At 38.9% G+C, this 19,977-nt stretch carries 13 protein-coding genes and 1 other RNA gene; 13 read left to right on the top strand and 1 reads right to left on the bottom strand.

Annotation, left to right across the window (positions count from 1 at the left end; genetic code table 11):
- The first annotated feature begins 137 nt into the window (after nt 1-137).
- Genes B5D25_RS01435 through B5D25_RS01415 form a run of 5 tightly spaced genes read left to right on the top strand, consistent with a single transcriptional unit; the run spans nt 138 to nt 6,788 of the window.
- Nucleotides 138-1,145 (top strand): deoxyguanosinetriphosphate triphosphohydrolase, encoded by a 1,008-nt coding sequence (locus B5D25_RS01435; RefSeq protein ID WP_078785958.1) that lies wholly within the window; start codon nt 138-140, stop codon nt 1,143-1,145.
- 28 nt (nt 1,146-1,173) lie between these two features.
- Entirely contained in the window at nt 1,174-2,934 is a 1,761-nt protein-coding gene (gene dnaG, locus B5D25_RS01430; RefSeq protein ID WP_078785957.1) for a DNA primase, read from the top strand.
- Nucleotides 2,935-4,341 carry an RNA polymerase sigma factor RpoD gene (gene rpoD / locus B5D25_RS01425; protein ID WP_242870143.1) on the top strand — a complete coding sequence of 469 codons (1,407 nt, stop codon included), beginning with the start codon at nt 2,935-2,937 and terminating at the stop codon, nt 4,339-4,341.
- Nucleotides 4,342-4,357: 16 nt separating this feature from the next.
- Entirely contained in the window at nt 4,358-5,110 is a 753-nt protein-coding gene (locus tag B5D25_RS01420) for a tRNA (adenine(22)-N(1))-methyltransferase (protein WP_078785956.1), read from the top strand.
- Nucleotides 5,111-5,114: 4 nt separating this feature from the next.
- Entirely contained in the window at nt 5,115-6,788 is a 1,674-nt protein-coding gene (locus tag B5D25_RS01415) for a nucleoside kinase (protein WP_078785955.1), read from the top strand.
- Between the two features lie 147 nt (nt 6,789-6,935).
- Here B5D25_RS01415 and rnpB read toward each other — a convergent pair.
- Nucleotides 6,936-7,300, bottom strand: an RNA gene (rnpB, locus tag B5D25_RS01410) — RNase P RNA component class A.
- Nucleotides 7,301-7,506: 206 nt separating this feature from the next.
- On the opposite strand from rnpB, the gene B5D25_RS01405 reads away from it, so the two are divergent.
- From B5D25_RS01405 to B5D25_RS01370, 8 genes are all read left to right on the top strand, one after another.
- The gene (locus B5D25_RS01405) at nt 7,507-9,555 is read left to right on the top strand and encodes a hypothetical protein (RefSeq protein ID WP_143000625.1); all 2,049 of its coding nucleotides are present in this window, start codon (nt 7,507-7,509) and stop codon (nt 9,553-9,555) included.
- Between the two features lie 33 nt (nt 9,556-9,588).
- Nucleotides 9,589-10,533, top strand: a complete 945-nt coding sequence (locus B5D25_RS01400) for an ABC transporter ATP-binding protein (protein ID WP_078785953.1) — start codon at nt 9,589-9,591, stop codon at nt 10,531-10,533.
- Nucleotides 10,511-11,341 (top strand): ABC transporter permease, encoded by an 831-nt coding sequence (locus tag B5D25_RS01395; protein ID WP_078785952.1) that lies wholly within the window; start codon nt 10,511-10,513, stop codon nt 11,339-11,341. Before B5D25_RS01400 ends, B5D25_RS01395 begins: the two co-directional genes overlap by 23 nt.
- 22 nt (nt 11,342-11,363) lie before the next feature.
- Nucleotides 11,364-12,896, top strand: coding sequence for a hypothetical protein (locus tag B5D25_RS12970; RefSeq protein ID WP_176755051.1), 1,533 nt, complete (start codon nt 11,364-11,366; stop codon nt 12,894-12,896).
- Nucleotide 12,897: 1 nt separating this feature from the next.
- Nucleotides 12,898-13,839, top strand: coding sequence for an AAA family ATPase (locus B5D25_RS01385; protein WP_078785951.1), 942 nt, complete (start codon nt 12,898-12,900; stop codon nt 13,837-13,839).
- 6 nt (nt 13,840-13,845) lie between these two features.
- Nucleotides 13,846-14,733, top strand: coding sequence for a DUF58 domain-containing protein (locus B5D25_RS01380; RefSeq protein WP_078785950.1), 888 nt, complete (start codon nt 13,846-13,848; stop codon nt 14,731-14,733).
- Nucleotides 14,723-19,267: a VWA domain-containing protein gene (locus B5D25_RS01375; RefSeq protein ID WP_078785949.1), complete on the top strand. Its 4,545-nt coding sequence runs from the start codon at nt 14,723-14,725 to the stop codon at nt 19,265-19,267. The genes B5D25_RS01380 and B5D25_RS01375 overlap by 11 nt, the downstream gene beginning before the upstream one ends.
- Nucleotides 19,268-19,392: 125 nt before the next feature.
- Entirely contained in the window at nt 19,393-19,935 is a 543-nt protein-coding gene (locus B5D25_RS01370) for a nitroreductase family protein (RefSeq protein ID WP_078785948.1), read from the top strand.
- Nucleotides 19,936-19,977 lie beyond the last annotated feature (42 nt).

The following is a 19,977-nucleotide window of genomic DNA, read 5'->3' as shown; positions in this document are numbered from 1 at the left end:
TTTTGGCGGGTGTGCTCTCTTTTTGTAAAAATAAGTAGATATTGTTAAAAAAATTAAAAACAAAAAAAGGTATTTCGAAAGTTTTATAGAAGAATATATTGTGACACTTTATTCACAAGATATGAATTGGTGAGAAAATGACTGTAAGAGAAGAGATTGAAAAAAGAGAACATAAGATATTCAGTCCTTTTGCGGCATTTAGTGATGAGTCGAAGGGCAGAAAAGTATACGAAGAGCACTGTGATCTGAGAACTGTTTATCAAAGAGACAGGGACAGAATTCTGCACTGTAAGTCATTCAGAAGACTTAAGCATAAGACACAGGTATTTCTGTCACCTTACGGCGATCATTACAGAACAAGACTTACACATACTCTTGAGGTTTCGCAGATAGCAAGAACTATTGCCAGGAGCCTTAGATTAAATGAAGATCTGACGGAAGCCATAGCTCTCGGACACGATATAGGGCATACTCCATTTGGCCATGCCGGAGAGAGAGCACTTACGGAGGCGTTGAACAGACCATTTTTTCATAACGAGCAAAGTGTAAGAGTTCTTGAAAAACTTGAGAAAGAAGGAAAGGGACTTAATCTTACCCAGGAAGTACTTGACGGGATTCTTAATCATAAGACATCACTTATGCCATCGACACTTGAGGGAAAGATTGTAAGAATTTCCGATAAAGTGGCTTATATAAGTCATGATATAGATGACGGCATAAGGGCAGATATCCTTAAAGAAGAGGATATTCCGGCCGATATCAGTAGTATACTTGGCCACAGTACCAGAGACAGGATCAATAATCTGATACATGATGCCATAAATAATTCTATGGACAAAAATGATGTATCACTTTCGAAGGAGTATGAGGATGCACTTCTCAGACTTAGGGAGTTCATGTTCAAGAATCTTTATACCAACATGAAGGCCAAGAGCGAGGAAATAAAAGCTACTAAGATAATCCGTATACTGTTTGAACATTATATGGAACATACGGAGGAAATGAGTATTGAATTCCTTGCGATGATAGATGGTGGCGAGAGACAGGATACGGTAGTCTGTGATTACATAGCAGGTATGACTGATAATTATGCTATCATGAAATTTCAGGATATTTACGTTCCTCATTCATGGAACATTTTATAGATTATAATTTGGCTGAATTGGAGAGAATATGTTTTATTCCGAAGAATTGGTTGAAGAGATAAGAGAAAAAAATGACATAGTCGATGTTATCGGCAGTTTTGTCGGTCTGAAGAGGGCCGGTAATTCATATATGTGCTGCTGTCCGTTTCATAATGAAAAGACACCGTCATTTCACGTAAGCAGAACAAAGCAGATTTATCACTGTTTTGGTTGCGGTGTAGGCGGAAATGTTATTACATTTCTTATGCAGTACGAGAATTATACATTTGCGGAAGCTTTGAAATATCTTGCTGACAGAGCAGGCATACCTCTTCCGGAGAATGAGATGTCGCCGGAGCAGAAAAAGGTAGAAAACAGGAGAGAGCTTCTTAGAGAAGTAAGTAAGAGCGCAGCCGCATATTATCACTATATTCTCACTAAAACGGAAAATGGTATTAAAGGCCGGGATTATTTTATGGAAAAGCGTGGTTTCACGGAAGAGACCATAGCGAATTTCGGATTGGGATATGCGGACAAATACAGCGACGGCCTGTATAAATATCTTAAGAGCAGAGGTTACTCTGATGATCTTATGAGAGACAGCGGACTGGTGAACTTCACTGAAAAGTATGGTGCTCAGGACATTTTCTGGAACAGGGTAATGGTTCCGATAACAGATATAGGCGGAAAAGTCATAGCATTCGGTGGACGAGTGCTTGGAGATGCAAAACCTAAGTACCTCAATACCAAAGAAACCGACATCTTCAACAAGAGAAGAAATCTTTTCGCTATGAATATTGCGAAGAGAAGCCGGCGGCGAGGCATTATACTTTGCGAAGGATATATGGATGTTATTTCCATGCATCAGGCGGGATTCGATAATGCTGTTGCTTCCCTCGGAACTGCATTTACAGAAGAGCAGGCGCTGATCATAAAGAGATATACTTCAGAGGTTTATCTGGCATATGATAGTGACGGGGCCGGAAGGCAGGCAACGCTTAAAGCTATAGAAATACTTAGAAATGCTGATATGACTCAAAGAGTTATAGATATGAGTCCTTATAAGGATCCGGATGAATTTATCAAAGCATTGGGAGCGGAAGAATACGAACAGAGGATTAAGGATGCAAAACCGGGACTTCTGTTTGAAACCGAACTCCTTGCAAAAGAATATAAACAAAATGATCCTGAGGAAAGAACGGAATTTATAGGCAGAGTTGCAAGACTTCTGAAACCTATTGAAGATCCGGTCAGGATGAATAGTTATATTGAGATCATCAGCAATAAATATCAGATAGAAAAAGAATATTTACGAGGGGCTGTAGATACAACAGTACTTGTAGACAGTAGAGACAGTTCACCGGTAAATGATCCGGGAGTCAGGGACATTTCGCCTGATGGGGCAGCGGTTGAAAGTCAGAAACTTCTCCTTACCTGGATGGTAAATGAACCGGAGCTGTTCAAAAAACTTGAAAATGTCATTTCCGTGGAAGACTTCACTGATGATAATATAAATGCAGTTGCGAAGCTCCTTTATGAGCAGTATGAGAAGCAGGGAAAAGTCAGCCCGGCGGCTATAATAGACAGATTTGAAAGTCTTGAAAGTCAGCAGGTGGTTGCGGCGATAATGAATACCGAGCTTCCGAGAATGCTTGATGGAAATGAGAAAAATAAAGCATTTACAGAGATTGTAAAGCGTGTAAAGAGCAACAGTATAGAAAGTGCTCTTAAAAACAATAAAGATCCGCAAAAACTGATGGATCTTATACAAAGGAAAAAAAGTCTTGATAGACTGGAGGTAAAAATATAAATGGCAAGAAGAAAGAGTTTAGATGATGAAATGCAGTTCATTAGCAGTCGTGAGCTTGAGGCAGCAGCAGATATGCTCCTCAGAGAAGCGGATATGAAGGATAAGGCTGGTAAGAAAACCACAAAGAAATCCAAGGCTGATAAGGACTCAAAGACCGAAAAGGTTACAAAGACAAGAACAGTTAAAGTGCTTAAATCAGACAAGAGTGAAAAGACTGAGGAAGGAAATACTGCTGAAGGCGAAGAAAGCACAAAGGCAGAAGCTCAGAAGCTCAGTGAAGAAGATGAAAAGCTCTTTAATGATACACTTGAAAGACTTCTTGCTATAGCTAAAAGCAGAAAGAGTGTTATCGAAGATACAGAAATCATAGATGCATTTAAGAATAAGCAGGAATTCCTTACAGATGATAATATGAACAGAGTTATCGAATTCTTTGAGCAGAACAAAGTAGACGTGCTCACTATCACAGATGACGATGATGATGTTGAACCGAACGATCTTTTATTTGAACTTGATGACGAAGAAGAAATCGATATGGAACAGATTGATTTGAGTGTTCCTGACGGTGTAAGTATCGAAGATCCTGTTCGTATGTATCTTAAGGATATCGGTAAGGTTCCTCTTCTTACAGCAGAAGAAGAGATTGAACTTGCAAGAAAGATGGAAGATGACGGACCGGAAGGCCTTGCTGCTAAGAAGAAGCTTGCTGAGGCAAACTTACGACTTGTTGTAAGTATCGCCAAAAGATATGTAGGTCGTGGTATGCTCTTCCTTGATCTTATCCAGGAAGGTAACCTTGGTCTTATTAAGGCTGTAGAAAAGTTCGATTATACAAAGGGATATAAGTTCAGTACATATGCTACATGGTGGATCAGACAGGCTATCACAAGAGCTATTGCGGATCAGGCAAGAACTATAAGAATTCCTGTACATATGGTTGAAACTATCAATAAACTTATCAGAGTTTCAAGACAGCTTCTTCAGGAACTTGGACGTGAGCCATCTCCTGATGAAATCGCTGAAGAGATGAATCTTCCTGTAGAAAGAGTAAGAGAAATCTTAAAGATCAGCCAGGAGCCTGTTTCTCTCGAGACACCTATCGGTGAAGAGGAAGACAGCCACCTTGGAGACTTTATTCAGGATGAAAATGTACCTGTTCCGGCTGAAGCAGCAGCATTTACACTTCTTAAGGAACAGCTCGTTGAGGTGCTCGGAACCCTTACAGACAGGGAGCAGAAGGTATTAAGACTTCGTTTCGGTCTTGATGACGGAAGAGCAAGAACACTTGAAGAAGTAGGTAAAGAATTCAGCGTAACACGTGAAAGAATCAGACAGATAGAAGCTAAGGCTCTCAGAAAACTGAGACATCCTAGCAGAAGCAGAAAGCTTAAGGAATTCCTTGAGTAAGCAGGGAGTATAAATTTTGGCTAAAAGTGTTAAAGGAAGACTTTCTGACAGAATGCTCGCAGTTGCCGCCATGGCGAAGAGCTGCGGGCTTTTCTGTTATGATAAGGCTGATAAACCGAAGATAGTTGATATAGGATGCGATCATGCATTTATAAGTATTTTCCTTATTCAGGAGGATATAGCAGATAAGGTTTATGCTGTAGATATAAATGATGGTCCTCTTGAAATCGCAAAGAAAAATATCAGTGATTACGGACTTGGTGACAGTATAACCGTCAGAAAGTCGAATGGATTTGAGAATATAGAAAAAGGTGAAACCGACATGGCGGTTATAGCCGGAATGGGTGGATACCTTATAATAGATATAATTAAGAATGCAAAGTGCCTTGAAAAAGGTTACAAACTGGTTCTTTCTCCTCAGTCGGATATATATGAGGTTCGTAAATATCTAACGGAAAATGGTTTCAGGATTGTTGATGAGGATATGATGAAGGATGCCGGAAAATACTACAACATCATTTGCGCTGAGTATTGTGGGGATATTCAGGAAACAGCAGATGAGTTGAATCTTTTGTTTGGAGAGATACTTATGAAGAAGGGAAATGCAACCCTTAAAGAGTATCTGACCGGCAGGATAGTATCATATGAAAAGATCATTGATAAAATGAACAAAGAGGCGAAGGGGACAGCGGAGGATAAGAAATTACGGATAGAACAGGAACTTGAGAATTTCAGGTTCATTTTAGATAAATATTATCAGGAGGGTTAGCAATATGGAAAAGATCAATATAGAACTTGTTGCAGGAGACATTCGTAAATCCATAAGTGTTGATAAACATACAAGACTTGAATTCCTTACGGAATTTGCGCTTCCGGATTCAAAGCGTAAATATATAGCGGCTCTTGTAGACGGAAAGCTTAGAGAGTTGCGTTATCAGCTTGAAGGAAATTCTGTTGTAGAATTTGTGGGAATGGAGACTGTCATCGGTTTTGATATCTACAAAAGAGGACTTACACTTCTTATGCTTAAGGCATTCAAGGATGTTCTTGGTGAGAGAAATGATTATTACATCGATGTTATGTATTCCCTTGGAAAAGGATTTTTCTGCAGGATAGTAAGTGAAAATGTTAAGTGTACGGAAAAGCTTATATCAGAAGTAAAAGAGAAGATGTTCAGCCTTGTGAATGAAGATATTCCGATTAATAAGAATTCTGTAAGCACGGATGAAGCAAGAATCAAATTCGGTCTCGCCGGTCTTAAAGATAAGGAAAAGCTTCTTAAATACCGCCGTGTATCTAAGATAAATCTTTATCATCTTGGGGATTATTCTGATTATTTCTACGGATATATGCCGGCGTCTACAGGGTATCTCAGATATTTTGATCTTGTAACATATGATGACGGTTTCGTACTTGTAGTTCCGGACAATAAGCATCCGGAGCAAAAGATTGAATATACCGCTCCGGAAAAATTATATAAGGTTCTCAGAAAAGGTGAGGATTGGGGCGATATGATGGATGTTGAGTGCGTGGGCGACATAAATGATGTTGTTACAAACGGTGACATCAACGATCTTATGCTGGTTCAGGAAGCTCTTATGGAGAAGGAGATTGCTGAGATAGCATGCAGGATAATTGATGAGGATAAAAAGGTTGTTCTTATTGCAGGACCTTCGTCATCAGGAAAGACGACATTTTCACATAGACTCAGTATTCAGCTTAGAGCACATGGAATGCATCCGCATCCTATAGCTCTTGATAACTTCTTCAAGGATAGAGATGAAACTCCGAGAGATGAAGACGGAAATTTCGATTTTGAATGTCTTGAAGCTGTTGACCTTGAGCTGTTCAACAATAAGATTATAAGCCTTCTTAACGGAAATGAAGAAGAAATGCCTAAGTTTGATTTTACTATAGGTAAGAAAATGTATGACGGTAAGAAGATGAAGCTTGAGCCGGGTGATGTTCTTGTATGTGAAGGAATTCATGCGCTTAATCCTAAGATGTCAGTGGCGCTTCCTGATAAGGACAAATTCAAGATCTATATAAGTGCTCTCAACCTCTTAAATGTTGATGAACACAACAGAATCGCTACTACAGACGGCAGACTTCTTCGAAGGATAGTCAGAGATGCTAGAACAAGAGGAAATGATGCACAGCAGACCATAAATATGTGGCCTTCAGTAAGAAGGGGTGAGGAGAAGAATATCTTCCCGTTCCAGGAGGAAGCTGATGTAATGTTTAACTCAGCGCTTATTTATGAACTTTCGGCTATAAAGCAGTTTGTTGAGCCGCTTCTTTTCAGAGTGCCAAATGATTGCAAAGAATATTTTGAAGCAAAGAGACTTCTTAAATTCCTGGATTATTTCCTTGGATTTGATGTTTCCAACATCCCGCAGAATTCCATCATGAGAGAATTTATCGGTGGAGGCTGCTTCGATATATAAAAGTTTCAGCGGTCGGTCCGGAAAAAAGACAGATAATTTAGCATAAATATGCCGGCAGCTGATTGATAAATGCATTTGAAAAATAGAATAAAATAAAAAAATCAGCTGTGATTGTTCGAGTAAATCGATCAATTGCAGCTGTTTTGTTATGTAAGCAGAACGATAAGCCGGGTTATGTCGTGGGTAATCATCTATCTAGACCGTATGTTGCCACACGGTTCAAGCGACCTACCTGAAGTATGGCGGGCAGCCATATGGCTTCGTTTTGGTCTTGCTTCAGATGGGGTTTACACAGCCTCCTCTGTTACCAGAAGAGCGGTGAGCTCTTACCTCGCCTTTTCACCCTTACTGCCGAAGGCAGCGGTTATTTTCTGTTGCACTTTCCGAAAGTCACCTCTCCCGGACGTTATCCGGCATCCTGCCCTGTGAAGCCCGGACTTTCCTCATATGATATCATTTTCCCGATACAAAATCGGAAATGATATATCATCCGCGATTACCTGTCCTGCTTACAGAGTAGATGATAGCACAGGCAATATTTTTAAGCAATTTGAAATTATAACAATTTTTTAAAGAATTCCCATAAATTACAAAATATTAAACGTATATAAATATAAATACATCATCATTGATGAAAACATTTTTGTGTGATAGTATTAAAAACAGTGTAAGGTTAAATAATAATAGGCAAATTATATTTATATGGATGGGTGAAAAATTGAAAATTCAAAAACAAAACAAAAAAATAATTCTATTTACAATTATCTTATTCGCTATTATCAGCGTATTAATTTCTACCGGAAAAGTAAATGCAAAAGAGAATACAGGACGTGATAGTCAGCATACGGATGATGAAAAAATCAGCAGAATGGTCCAAAGATCTACTGAGGATGATGACGACGAAGACGAAGATGAAGGTGATGAAAATGTAGATCTGAGTGGTCGTAAATCATTTGATGTTAAACTTGATGTTACAGCAGATAGAGGTAAAGCAGTTTACGTTGTAGATGTAAAAGTGACCTGCGAATATGACTTCAACGGATATATCAGGCTGAAGACTAAACGAGAAGCTTCGGATACTATGACATATGATTATTATATAACATTGCCTGCAAGTACTGAGAAAAGCTTATCGATAAATGTTCCGTTTAGTGATGGCGATTATTTTGATACAAATAATCTTACAGTACAGATCGTAAATAAAAAAGATGTTGTTTTATTTTCGCAGAAACATAACGACATTTTCAGAGAAGCTTTATACAAATATATGTATATCGGAGCTTTATCAAACAGTTACAAAAAACTTTCTTACCTTGAGGCTACAGGCAGTAAGATCAACAGAATGTACAACATGTCTGAGAGTGAAGGTAAATTAGTGGAGATAACTCCTGATAATCTCATAAGTGAAATTTCTAAGCTTGATATGTTATTTATCGATGACTTTGATACATCAACTCTTTCTCCTGAACAGATATCAGCTATCGAAGATTATGTATATAAAGGCGGAAGTCTTGTTATAGGTACAGGAAAGAATCTTGATTCAGCTTTAAAAGGTTTCGGTAAAAGTTTTATAAAAGCTTCATGTTCCGGTTTGTCTTCAAGACAATACCAGTTTGCCGGTAAGGCAATACAAGCAGCGGATATAAGATTCGATACAGGATTCAAATCATTTGGTTCGGAATTTCAGGGCGCCGGAGATGAAAAGAGAAGAGGATATATTTATATTTCAAACTATAGCTTTTCGGATCCTGTTATAACCGGATCGGCATATGCACAGAGTTATATTGTTGACTTCTACAATATGCTTGATAGAACCGAAGCATATAGAATTTATGATGACGGTGTTATGTCAATAGATATGATAGAAGGTTTCTTCCGTAATATTGAAGGCTTAAGTAGTTTTGAGTCGGGCGGATTAAAGATCATCATAGTTTTATATGTACTTATTATAGGACCGGTTCTTTACCTGCTTTTGAAAAAGAGCAATAAAAGAGAATTTTTCTGGGTGGCGATTCCGGCGGTTACAGCTGTATTTATGGTAGGAATAATGATATATGGCCGTCGTTTTATGCTTGAAGATAAGAAAGCTGCTTCGGTTACGATTGCTTCAGCAAACGGAAGCGGACAGAGAGAGACATTTTTATCTGCTTATTCAACAAGAGACGGCAAGATTGAGTTCAAAACACGTAGTGATTTAAATGCTATTGATACTGTAGGATATGACTACTACGGAAGATACAACAGTAATAGAGCAGTATATAGAGCAGTTACAAACGGAGATGATGTAACTCTTATACATGAAGGAAAAGAGAAATTCGATAAAGGTTATTTCCACCTTAAATTAGATAATGAACAAGCAGGAAATATTCATGTAACTTATAATACCAGCTATGAACTTCTTAATGAGGCAAAGATTGAAAATAATACGAAATACGATTTCAAATATTTCCTTATTTTACGTAAGAATAAATTTATTATCGTTAATGGATGTAAGAAGGGCGGCGTTTCAGACGTTGCAAAAGATAAGGTATATACAGGAAATTATGTAAGAAGTCAGAGTGTACCATCATTTTTTGGTTCAGACACACTTGAAAAAAATCTTGATGTTATATCATGTCTTTATCTTGGAGCAAATGCCGTTTACGATGGACAGTCAAATTTTGTTATAGGTGTTACTGAGAATTACGAGAGAATTACAAAGGGTGACATAAGCGAAAACTCTTACGGAGTAATCTATGATACCGTTGACAATGCCAAAGACAAATAATTGATCAATTTATATTGAACAGATTGGAGTAAGATGCTTTATTTATCAAATTTAGTAAAATATTATAATGATTTCCTTGCAGTTGCAGGTATAAATCTTCACGTTCCAAAGGGTGATCTTTTTGGGTTCGTAGGACCTAACGGTGCAGGAAAAACAACAACTATAAGAATGACATGCGGGCTTCTTCAACCAACATCGGGAGGTATATGGATCAATGGTATATCTCAGGCGGCTCATGCTGATCTAATGAAGAAGCAGATTGGATACGTACCGGATTTCTTCGGAGTTTATGATAATCTTAAAGTTAGTGAATATATGGAATTTTATGGTTCACTTTACGGAATAGGATACAGAGAGATTAAAAATATGACAGCCGGTCTTTTGGAGCTTGTTAATCTGTCTGATAAGCTTGATGAAAATGTAGACTCTTTATCAAGAGGTATGAAGCAGAGGCTTTGTGTGGCAAGAGCACTTCTTCATAATCCGGAACTTCTCATATTGGACGAGCCTTCATCGGGTCTCGATCCAAGAGCAAGAATTGAAATGAAGGAACTTCTTATGAACCTTCAGAGTATGGGAAAAACCATCATAATCAGTTCGCATATTCTTTCTGAATTATCGGAAATGTGTAACAGTATAGGCATTATGAATAAAGGTAGGATAGTTGCTGCAGGAACTATCGATGATATTTTAGGAAGAGGAAGACAGGATACCAGAGTTATTATAGGAATAGCAAATGATATAGAAAAGGCTTCTATGATCGCAAAAGAGAATCCGGAAATACTTTTGGATTCGGTAAGAGAGAATCAGATAATCATAAGAAGCAGTGATGATACACTTATGAACAGATATGTAGGACAGCTTATTTCAAATGAAGTGATAGTTACAGGTATCATTAAAGAAGAGAACAGTCTTGAAACATTGTTTATGCAGTTAACAGGAGATAATGTGAATTATGCGAATCAATCCAATAACTAAAAAAGAGATAAAGATTACAGCAAGAGGTGCAAAGTTTTTTATTGAATTCTTTGTATACGAACTGATTCTTTTAATAGCTTTCCTTTTATCATTAAGAACAATAATGGGGAAAGAGAGAATTTATGTTACAGATTATCAAAAGCTCAGCGGACTTTTCCCTGTAGTTGCTATAACACAGTTATTTGTAATTACAATGATCATACCTGTTATGACAGGTGCAGCAATTGCCGGTGAAAAGGAAAAACAGACTTTTGATATTATGTTAACAACAGCTGTTAGCCCATTCCAGATTATCTGGGGGAAAATGCTTTCAGCAGTTGTAAGAGTAATGATGTTCATCATCGCAAGTATACCGCTTATGTCATTATCATTCCTTAGCGGAAGTATACAGTGGAAAATACTTTTCTTATTTGTACTCATGGCAACAGTTTATTCACTGTTCGTGGCAGCTATAGGTATTTTCACATCGAGTATATGTGCGAAAACCATTACATCGATCATTTTTTCATATGGTATCATTTTCTTCATATCGATTGGATCTTTGTTATGGAACGTGTTTGAAAGAGCGAGTATAGGCCGTTCAACATTCAGCGGTGTATTTCTTCTTTTCAATCCGATAGTTTACTTTGATGAACTTTTCTATGTATCATCTGACAAACATATTGTTTCATTTGTTGCAAATGGATTTTTGGATGATGCAAATGGTACGAAATGGATAATTTTATCTACACTTGCAATAGTAATTTTAAGTATTTTACTTGTTTTATTATCTGCAAGAAAGATTAACCCGTTGAAGAGGAAAAAGTAATAGTTTAGCGAGGTGAATCAATATGGAAGAAAGAGAGTATATAAAAAAATTAGTCAAAAAACATAAAGACAAGATGAATGCCGCAATACTTCTTAAATGGACGCTGACAGGAGTGTCCGCAGGACTTACTGCGGCACTTGTCGTATTAGGGATAGCTTTTATAGTTCCGTTTTATTATGCAAATCTTTTTGCAATAGCATTTGTGGCAGTGGGATTTATTGCCGGAATAGTGATAGGAATATGTAAAAGAACAACGAGCAGAAAAGCCGCCCTTGATATAGACAAAAGAGGTTTCAAGGAAAGAGTTATAACAGCGTTCGAAGCTGTTGATAAAGAAGATGCTGTTCATGTAATGCAGAGAAAAGATGCGATTAATCATCTGAGAGGAAGAGAAAAAAGCATCAAGGTTAAGGTTATACCAAAGCCAAGACTTATAGCAATCTTCTCACTGCTTTTACTGGCAGCGGTTGTGCTTGTATTTTTACCTTCGAAAACTAAGATCGAAGCAAGAGATACACATATAATTCATAAAGAAGCTGATAAAGATATAAAGAAAATACAGGATGTTATAGATGATATTAAAGAGATAAGAAAAGATCCTGAGAAGAAACTTACAGAAGATGAAAAGAAAAAGCTTGATGATATGCTGAAAAATCTTCAGGCTTCTAAAAAGGATCTTGAGAATGCAAAAGACAAAGATGGATTAAAGAATGCCAGGGATAAGGCTGATTTCAAATATGATAAGATTTCAGACAGCCTTAACAGGATGGCCAATGCCAGAGAACAGGTGAAGAATGATCCTGATAGTGCACAGAAAATGAGAGATGCGGCTCAGAAAGCTCAGGAGAATAAACAAGACAGCGGCCAGCAGGGTGGCCAGCAAGGTGGCCAGCAGGGCGGTCAGCAAGGCGGAGGCCAGCAGGGCGGTCAGCAAGGCGGAGGTCAGCAAGGCGGAGGCCAGCAAGGTGGCCAGCAAGGCGGAGGCCAGCAGGGCGGTCAGCAAGGAGGCCAGCAAGGAGGCCAGCAGGGCGGAGGTCAGCAAGGTGGAGGCCAGCAGGGCGGCCAGCAAGGCGGAGGCCAGCAGGGCGGTCAGCAGGGCGGTCAGCAGGGCGGCCAGCAAGGAGGCCAGCAAGGAGGCCAGCAAGGCGGAGGCCAGCAGGGCGGCCAGCAAGGAGGCCAGCAAGGCGGAGGCCAGCAGGGCGGCCAGCAAGGCGGCCAGCAAGGCGGAGGCCAGCAGGGCGGCCAGCAAGGCGGAGGCCAGCAGGGCGGTGGAGCAGGTAGAGGAACCGGCTCACAGAATGTTCAGCATGACTATATAAGTATTCCAACAAACGGAGACTTAAATATAAATGGTAAAGAAACCGGTCAGAACGGTGGTAACTCAGGCTTTGGTTCTACACAGGACGGTCCGGCATGGGCAGGCTATCATGTCAATCATGATGAAGTGATCGGACAGTATGAGAAGGAAGCTTATGAGGGTATAGAAAGTGGAAAATATCCTACAGGTATGGAGGATGTTATAAAAGATTATTTTGGGAATTTATCGGAGGAGTAGAATGGATATCAATTATTTACAGCAGAAGTTTATACAGTGTGAAGCAGAGATAGGTAAGGAGATCATTGGTCAGAAGGATACTGTAAGAACAGCTCTTCTTTCACTTGTTACAGGTGGAAATGTTCTTCTTGAAGGTATGCCGGGACTTGGAAAAACAAGACTCGTAAATACTATAAGTAAGGTTATCGGACTTCCTTTTAAGAGAATTCAGTTTACTCCCGATCTTATGCCGGGAGATATTACAGGTACAAATATCATAGAGCATAGCGATAGCGGAAACTCATTCAAGTTTGAACCGGGTCCGATCTTCGCAAATCTTATCCTTGCCGACGAGATTAACCGTGCCACTCCAAAGACACAGTCGGCACTTCTTGAGGCAATGCAGGAACATACTGTTACTGTGGGAAATACAAGCTATATGATTGATGAACCATTCTTCGTTATGGCTACAGAGAACCCTATTGAGCAGGAAGGAACATATCCTCTTCCTGAAGCTCAGCTGGATAGATTTATGTTCAAGATCCTTATTCCATTTCCAACTAAGGAAGAACTTAAAGGAATTGTAGGACTTACAGAAGGCGGATTTACAGCTGAAGCAACTAATGTTACCAACAGAGAAGAACTTCTGATGATCAGAGAAGCAGTTAAGACTGTACCTATTGCAGATGCTGTTCTCGACAGAATTATGGATATAATCATGGAGACACATGCAACCAACAAATATATCCGTGAAGGTGTCAGCCCAAGAGCTGCTCAGGCCATCATAAGAGGTGCAAGAGCCAGAGCATTTATGGAAGGCAGATATAATGTTTCATTTGAAGATGTTGAATATGTTGCATATCCGGCACTTAGACACAGACTGATCCTCAGCTTTGATGCTGTATCAGAAGGAATTAAGGAAGATGATGTTATAAAATCTATACTTAACGGAAAGCTTGGTTAATCTTTTATGAAAGACAGAAATTATTATGAGAAATTAAATAGATTTAAGATTGCTGTCAAAAAGAAAAGTACAAATATAATGCAGGGTGCAAGAAAATCCACGGCCAAAGGTTCATCTGCCGAATTCTCTGATTTCAGGGAATATATGCCGGGAGATGATATAAGAAGGATTGACTGGAATGCCTACGGAAGAACAGAAAGATTGTTCATCAAGGAATATGTTGAAGAGAGGGAGAGCAGTATAAGCATCCTTCTTGATACAAGTGCATCCATGGATTATGGCGATCCTATAAAATCCGAAGTGGCAAAGGAGATAGCATCGGCACTGAGTTATATCGTACTTTCGGGAAGTGATCATGTAAGGATATATGACCTTCAGCGTATCGATAAGCCTCTTTCTTTAAATGGCGGCATAAGAGTATTTCCAAGAGTCGGAGACTATCTCGATACATGTCAGTTTGAGGGTGATACGGATATATATATGACGCTTCGAAAGATGAAGCGTTCAGGAAGTGGTGTTACTATAATCATTTCTGATTTTATGGATGAAAGACTTGTTATTGGAGAGAACAGAACATCCAATCTTGAGAAGATATTCAAACTGCTTGAATACAACAAACAACAGGCTGTATTCGTTCATGTACTTGATAAGACGGAGAAAAATCCGGAGCTTATGGGAACACATAATCTTATTGATATGGAAGATAATTCCAGCAGAATTCGTGTAACTATGGACAGTAAGACCATAGATGAATACAAAACAGGTTTTGAAGATTTTTGTAAATCCTTTGAAAGAACAGCCAGGAAATACCATGCTTCATATATAAAAGTATTTACAAATGAAAGTATGGATAGAATATTATTTGAGGACTTGAGAGAAATCTATGACATTTAGTACTTTATTGCCACTTGGACTTTTGGTCCTTGTGCCTTATTTAATAATTTTATATTTTCTTAGACCAAGAGGAAAGGATACCAAGATATCCTCAAACCTTTTGTGGAAGCAGATTTTTGAAAGAACACAGAGCAGGACTAAGAGGTCACGTTTTGTAAGAGACCTGTTACTGCTGCTTCAGCTTTTGATTATTGCCATGCTTATTCTTTCACTTATGGGTCCACGTGTTCGTTCGAAGTATAAGAACGGAAGTAATATTCTTATTCTGATGGATACAAGTGCCGGAATGCAGCATAAGGACGGTGATAAGACAAGATTTGAAAAGGCGGTGGATGAAGCTGTAAATCTTGTTGATGATTCGGATGGGGCATCATTTACCGTTATTTCCTGTGGCGGAAATGTAGATATCAAAATATCAAATTCTAGGAACAGGACAAAAGTAAAAGAAATCCTTAAAGGATTAAAATGTACAGATGAAGCGTCGAATCTTACTTCTGCTTATGAAGTTGTAAAGACAATGAGAGAAACCGGTGGAGACGATCTTCTCCATGTAATCATTTTTACAGACGGAAGCGGAGCAGAGACTGCCGGAGAATATGTAAGTAATCTTGGGGCCGATGTAAAAGTATACGGCGGAGGCTCAAGCAATCTTTCAGCACAGATGCTTACATTTGCCAATTCAGACAAATCAACCGTGGAAAATCCTCTTTATGATTTTGCTGGTAGGATAATCAACTACAGTGATTCACAGGCAAGCTTTGAAGTTACTCTTTATGATGAGGACGGAACAGTTTGCGGCGTGCAGATTCTTAGCTGTGAAGGCGGCATTTCAGCAACAGCTATATTTAATGATGTAAGCTGGAACGGCAATAAAATGCATATTGAAATCTCCGACATCACATTTTCAAATGGCGGAGAAGACAGCTTAGAAAAAGATAATGAGACATACGTTGTTAAAGATAAAAAGAATACTATGTCAGGTGTTCTTATCGGACAGGGTAATATCTTTATAGAAAAGGCTTTTGAGGCAGTTACAAAGAAACCGCTGATTGTTTCTACCGATGAAACTGTGATCAAAGAGAAGAATGCCGGTATCATTATCTATGACAGCGGGTTTAAAGATAATTTTGATCCTGCCAAGAAGGCAGAACAAGGCGAGAATGTTACAGGTATCATGGAGTTTGGTATACCTGAAGATTCAGCGCGTATCGAGAAGAAACTTGAGGGAGTTTATATTGATTCAAAGACGACTGCGCTTACAAACGGACTTTCCAATTTTAATCTGGGTGTAAATGAAGCAGCGGTTCTTAAGGTTCCTGAATGGGCTGAAAGTTTTATGGATTACAACGGTGAATCTGTAGGATATTTCGGTGAGCATGATGGAATAAGATATATAGTTCTTGGTTTTGATATAAGGGAAACTGATTTCCCGCTTAATGCAGAATTTCCGATATTCATTGCAAACTCAATGAATTATCTTTCTGATTCGGGTATTCTTGTAAAAAATACATATACAGCAGGAGATGTTCTTCTTGTTAATCCGTCAGCTGATTATGATGCTGCAGTTTTATCAACAAAACTTACAGAAAGCGGTGTATTTGATATTACTGCAGGTAAAGATACAGAAAGTTATGTTGTAAGATTTCCTGGTTCAGAAGCAGATGGACGAGCTGTTTCAGAGGGAACGGTCAGTACGGGAGAGTATAAGAATTCTTTCGCAAAAAGGAATATCAGCGGACTGCTTGTAATAGCTGCAATAATCCTCTTACTCCTTGAGATGATCATTTATGTTAAGGAGATGAGATACAAAGGAAAGTTTTATTACATCCTTCGCGGAGCAATGGCAGCGCTTCTCATCCTGTCACAGCTTCACATAAGTATTCCTGTTAAAGCTGTTAAGCAGACAACAATATTTGTTGTAGATGTATCGGAAAGTAATAAAGATAATGTTGAGGAAATCAATAAATATATTTCCAAAGAAGTAAAGAAGATGAGCGGGAAAGACCGATTCGGTGTTGTTGCCTTCGGAGACGAATCGATAATCGACCAGTTCGTGACAAAGGATAAGTCATATGCCGGTGTCATGACAGAGGTTGATACGCAGTCAACGAATATTGAAGAGGCGGTAAGCCGAGGACTTTCTATGATCCCTCCTGAGAGTTCCGGAAGGATTGTTATTCTTACGGACGGTAAGGAAACGGAAGGTAATATAATGAATACAGCCTCAGCCGTAGTTGGCGGAGAGGTCGAACTATACGGCATCATTTTTGAGAAAGAAGAGCAAGATGATGTATATATTGAAAATGCTACTCTTCCGGAAAAAGTAAGCTGGAATGAAACTTTCAGTGTTAATGTCAATATCATGAGTAATTATGATACAGAAGCAGAAGTATTCCTTGAAGATGATAACGGAAATAAACAGAAGGCAGATATTCAGCTTGTTAAAGGAAATAACAGATATACATTCAAGAGTGCGGTTGATGAAGAATCAACAGGTAAGTATAAGATTACGGTAAATGCCAAGGGTGATGAAAATCTTGACAATAATGTATTTAATCTATTTACTGCTGTGGGCGATGAAGCCCCTGTACTTGTTGTTATCGGTGGAAATACACATGACGATGCATTTGAAAGCGTTCTTAAGGCAGCAGGTGTGAATTATGAAACAGTTTCAGCGTCTACTGCGCCTGACAATATCAATGAGCTTCTTGCTTATGAAAGTATTATTTTCGATAACGTATTTAAGAATGATCTGCCTGAAGGGTTCCTTGCAAATATAGAAAGCTACGTAAAAGATTATGGTCACGGCTTTATCTGCTGTGGTGGTGAGAACAGCTTTATGCTTGGTGGATATAAGGAAACTGTTCTTGAGAAGATCCTTCCGGTTAACATGAACATGCGCGGAATGGTTGAATATCCCGAAACCGCGGTTATCATGGTTATCGACCGCTCAGGAAGTATGGGCGGAAATATGGGAGGCGTAGATAACCTTGAAGTAGCTAAGAATGCTGCTATAGTTGCTGTTGATTCTCTTTCTCCATCGGACTATGTCGGTGTTGTAAGCTTCGATGATAAATTCACATGGGATGTTCCGATAACCAGAGTAAGTGAGAAAGAGTCAATAGTACAGGGGATTAAGAATATCGGCCTCGGAGGCGGAACAACAATACATCCTGCAGTCAGAGATGCTGTAAATGAAGCTATCGGACTTAATTGTAAGGTAAAACATATACTTCTTCTTACAGACGGTATGGGTGAAGGTGCTAATTATGACGATGTTATCCAGGATGTAAACGATAACAATATCACACTTTCAACTATCGCAATCGGAAATAGTGCAGATATCATGCTTCTGAGTGAACTTGCGGCAAAGTGCGGAGGTAGATATTATAACTCAACATCTGCCAAGGATATTCCGAGAATATTTACTCAGGAAGTATATCTCAGTATGAACAGTTATATACAGAATGGTGATTTCAGACTTGATGTATCGCCATCCCATGCTATAACAAAGGGACTGTTCAGTAGTGGTTGGCCGAGTATACTTGGTTATATTGCAGCGACACCGAAAGATATGGCTACAGTGCTGGCTGTCAGTGATCAGGATGATCCTATACTCAGTTGCTGGCAGTATGGACTTGGTAAGACCATAGCATGGAATACAGATGTCAGCGGAAAATGGTCTTCAAATCTTGAGGGCGAATCCGATTACGCAGCGCTGTGGAAGCGAATTGTTGATTTTTCTATAAATGACAGCATGAGCCTTAATGATAAGGTGGAAAGTCATGAAGAAGACGGAAAAATAGTAGTTACTTATACCACAAATGATTTTAATGATAAGACGGAGATTTCCGGAGGATATACCGGAGGTGAGGATAAAACAGGTGATATTACTTTCCAGATGATTGAACCGGGAGTATATCAGGCTGTACTTCCTGAAGATACTCAGGGTATATATAATCTCAATGTGGTAAGAAAAGATGACGGAAAGATAGTGAATTCCGTTCTCTCGGCTGCAGTACTTCAGTATCCGAAGGAATACAGATATGATATAAGTAACAGGAATTTTACTGATTATATCGAGAAGTACGGTAAGAATATAACAATGAATGATAATATCTGGAAATCTATGAATAAAAAGCATAGAGACAGACTTGATCTTACATGGATCATAGTTTTACTTTCATTACTTCTTTTTACCGCAGATGTAACACTTAGAAAATTTGGATTTATGTACTTCCCTCTTAAGAAAAAGAAGAAAGTCAAAACTAAAGTTAATTCTGTTGAGGCAGAAATCGCATCAAATGCAGCGGCTAATGCAGCAGGAGCGGTGGCCGGTACAGGAGCAGGCGGAAATGCAGCAAATACTGTGGACGGAAAACAGGAAGCACAAGCTCCTTCCGGAAATGCAGCAGGTGCAGTAAATTCTAAGAAAGTTAAAAAAGCTAAGAAAGAAAAGGATGTTAAGACTCAGACAACGGGTCTTGATATGTCAGAACTTCTCAAGAAAAAGAATGACAGAAATATGCAATAGTTATCGCTATTTTGTTGAAGAATCCTTCATTTTATGATAGTATATGAATGCTACTGTTAAGTGGATTTATGTAGTACCGATGAGACAATTTTTTGTTACGGAATGGTTATAAATGGAGGGTAACGATGGAATTAAAAGAAGCTATCAAAGAGAGAAGAAGCGTAAGAAGTTATACTGACAAGAAGGTCAGCCATGAGACAATGGAGAAGATCATTGATAGTGCAAGGATGGCACCTTCATGGAAGAATACACAGACAGCAAGATATATTGTTGTTGAAGATGAAGCAGTTAAGAACAAGATTGCTGAAGAAGCAGTTCTTGGATTTGCTCATAATACAGAGATCATTAAAGCATCAGCAAGTCTTGTAATACTTGCATCAGTTGCTAAGAGAAGCGGTTATGAGAGAGATGGTTCATTTACAACAGCCAAAGGTCAGGGATGGGAGATGTTTGATGCAGGTATCGCAGCTCAGACATTTTGTCTTGCGGCTCATGAAGAAGGCGTAGGAAGTGTTATCCTTGGTATATTTGATGATGCTAAAGTAGCTGAGATCATTGGTCTTCCTGAAGATCAGAACGTTTCAGCACTTATACCTGTCGGATATTCTGATAAAGAGCTTCCTCCTGTTCCACGTAAATCAGTTGAAGAGATACTTAGCTATAGATAGACTGTCTATAGATCAAAATGATTTTGAGAATATGTGTCAGAG

This window comes from Eubacterium ruminantium, from assembly GCF_900167085.1.
In the GTDB taxonomy this organism is placed as follows: domain Bacteria; phylum Bacillota; class Clostridia; order Lachnospirales; family Lachnospiraceae; genus Eubacterium_Q; species Eubacterium_Q ruminantium.
This window is presented reverse-complemented; position numbering and strand designations above follow the sequence as displayed.